General features: G+C 68.5%; 2 protein-coding genes. One reads left to right on the forward strand and one right to left on the reverse strand.

The features are described from left to right. Positions 1 to 78: 78 nt before the first annotated feature. A complete protein-coding gene (locus A4R44_RS41720; RefSeq protein ID WP_067594164.1) occupies positions 79 to 1122 on the reverse strand; it encodes a ferrochelatase in 1044 nt (347 codons plus the stop codon). 87 nt (positions 1123 to 1209) lie between these two features. Here A4R44_RS41720 and A4R44_RS41725 point away from each other — a divergent pair, with 87 nt between their 5' ends. Beyond that, positions 1210 to 1794 (forward strand): TetR/AcrR family transcriptional regulator, encoded by a 585-nt coding sequence (locus A4R44_RS41725; RefSeq protein ID WP_067594173.1) that lies wholly within the window; start codon positions 1210 to 1212, stop codon positions 1792 to 1794. The last annotated feature ends 209 nt before the right edge of the window (positions 1795 to 2003 follow it).

The following is a 2003-nucleotide window of genomic DNA, read 5'->3' on the forward strand; positions in this document are numbered from 1 at the left end:
ATGATCAACCGGGCGCCCCCTCTGACACCCGGACCTTAAAACTCAAGCTGAGGGAATCAGAGTCAATGAGGGTGACGGTCAGCGGGTGGGGCGGCGCGGGGGTTCGCAGCAGGAGACTGCGCAGGGGGCGCCGTTGACGGTGCAGCCCGCGGACGGGAAGGGCGACAGCTTCCGGGCGGGGGCGTCGGACAGGTGTTCGCGGACCAGTTCGACCACCATTTCGGCGAACCTCGGGTCGGCGTCCGGTGTCGCGGCGCGGGCGAAGGCCATGCCGTGTTCCGCCGCACGGTCGGCGGCTTCGTTGTCCAGGTCCCAGATTACTTCCAGGTGGTCCGCGACGAAGCCGATCGGGCTGACCACTACGGAATCCACGCCCTGCGCGTGCAGGGCGTCGATGTGGTCGACGATGTCCGGTTCCAGCCACGGAATCTGCGGCGGGCCGGAGCGCGACTGCCAGACGACGTCGTACTCGGCGATCCCGGCTTCGGCGGCCACGAGGCGCGCGGCTTCGGCGATCTGGCTCGAGTAGCGGCGGCCGCCTTCCGACGGCGGGCCGGAGGCAAGGTCGGCGCTTTCCGGGATCGAGTGGGCAGTGAAAACCGTACGGGTGCCGGGGCGGTCGCCGAGTTTCGCGTGGGCGGCGCGGACTGCGTCGGCGACTGCGGCGACGAACAGCGGATGGTCGAAGAACTGGCGCAGCTTCACCAATTCCGGCGCATGGTCGCCGACGGCGGTGCGGGCTCGTTCGATGTCCTCGTCGTACTGGCGGCACGCGGAGTAGCCGCCGTACGCGCTCGTCGGGAACACCAAGGCGCGGCGGACGCCCGCCTCCTTCATTCCGGCCAACGTGTCCTCGACCATCGGCGCCCAGTTGCGGTTGCCGAAGTGCACCGGGAGTCCGATGCTCTCCGCCGCGAGCTGCTTCTCGACCGCCGCGATCGCGGCGCGGTTGAGCCGGTTGATCGGCGAAACCCCGCCGAAGTGCTGGTAGTGCTCGGCAACCTCAAGCAGCCGCTCGCGCGGCACGCCCCGGCCCCGGGTGACGTTCTCCAGGAACGGCATCACCTCGTCAGGCCCCTCCGGACCGCCGAACGAAAGCCATAGCAACGCGTCGTAACCCACGGTGCTCATCCTGCCCCTGTGGCGCCCCGCACGCCTCGGCGGCCCAGTTATGTACTGAGCTATCTAAAATGTGTTAGCGTACCCGGCATGCCGAGGCCACGAGAGTTCGACGAGACCGAAGCGCTCGAAGGCGCCATGAACGCCTTCTGGGCGCGCGGATACGAAGCGACCTCGACCGGGGAACTGTGCGCCGCCACCGGACTCGGCCGCAGCAGCATCTACAACACGTTCTCCAGCAAGCACGAACTGTTCCGGCGCGCGCTCGGCCACTACTCGCGCCGCGGCATCCGAATGCGGGAAACCCTGCTGGACAACGCCCCCGACGGACTAGGCGCCATCCGCCTGCTCCTCGCCTCGACCATCGACGACGAACTCGAAACCGGCAGACGCGGCTGCCTGATGGTGAACACCATCGCCGAGTTCGGCACCACCGACCCGGAAGTCGCCGCACAGGTGAACGCCGACACCGAAGCACATCTGTCCGCACTGGCGCACGTCGCCCGCACCGGCCAGGCAGACGGCAGCGTCACCCGCGACCGCGACGCCGCCGACATCGCAACCTTCATCCACGCCACCATCTCCGGAATCCGCACGATGTCCCGCCGCGGAGCAGAACGAAAAGCGCTGACGTCAGTAGCAGAACTAGCGACAAGCGCCGTCTCCCGACGCTAACCCGCCGCACCAGCCGGGATGCCCCACCACCCGAAAACCGCCGCCGACACACCCAACAATCGAGGCACCCAGCCCTACCCACGCACCCCGAATCGAGGCACCCAGCCCCTCCCCCGCACCCGACACACCCGACGATCGAAGCACCCAGCCCCTCCCGCGCACCCGACACAACCAACAATCGAGCCACCCAGCCCTTCCCCCGCACCCCG

Source organism: Amycolatopsis sp. M39 (assembly GCF_001651785.1).
Lineage (GTDB): Bacteria > Actinomycetota > Actinomycetes > Mycobacteriales > Pseudonocardiaceae > Amycolatopsis > Amycolatopsis rubida.

Bases quoted from the DNA above. Each gene is read 5' to 3' on its own strand.
- A4R44_RS41725 (WP_067594173.1), top strand. From the start codon at position 1,210: ATGCCGAGGCCACGAGAGTTCGACGAGACCGAAGCGCTCGAAGGCGCC.